Source organism: Caulobacter sp. (assembly GCF_017744445.1).
Taxonomy (GTDB): domain Bacteria; phylum Pseudomonadota; class Alphaproteobacteria; order Caulobacterales; family Caulobacteraceae; genus Caulobacter.
In genome coordinates, this window is record NZ_JAGIBH010000113.1 from 1 (window position 1) to 597 (window position 597).

The window sequence follows — 597 nt, forward strand, 5'->3', positions numbered from 1 at the left end:
GCCTTGCGGTCACCGAAGCGTTCGCGCCCAAGCCGCGTTCGGGGCGGCAGGAGCGGATCGAGAACCTGATCAACCGGTTTATCTGAGGACTGCGCTCGGGCCCCCTCCGCCGCCTTCGGCGGCATCTCCCCCGTAAACGGGGGAGGACTGGGACAGCTTCATTAAGTCCTCCCCCGTAAACGGGGGAGGTGTCCGCGAAGCGGACGGAGGGGGCCTGTCTCTCGCGTCCCTAACGCGGCCCCTGCGCGAACGGCCCGATCATCGTGCCGACGAATCCCCCCGCGGTCGTCGTGCTCAAGTGCGTACCATCGACACCGCTGGCGAGCGTCTTCCACTCCCCGCCGGTCGCATAGGCGAAGTCATAAATCCCGCCATGCACCGCTAGCTTCAACCGCACCGGCCCGCGCACTTCGATCGGCGCCTCGGCCACGGTCACCCCCGCGCGCGGATCGTTCGGCCCGGCCCTCCGCGCCACGCGCACCAGCGTGCGCCCACCTTCGCGCACCACGGCCAGCGTCAGGAAGAAGTCGTCGTTCTGCAGCGCCGCAAGCCCGGCCATTTCACCTTCGGCAGGCGCGAACGCGACCTCGGTTTCGG

1 pseudogene is annotated in these 597 nt (G+C 69.0%); it reads right to left on the bottom strand.

The features are described 5' to 3' along the window. Positions 1–229: 229 nt before the first annotated feature. A pseudogene (locus tag J7528_RS23930) lies at positions 230–597 on the bottom strand (glycoside hydrolase family 43 protein); the annotation flags it as partial.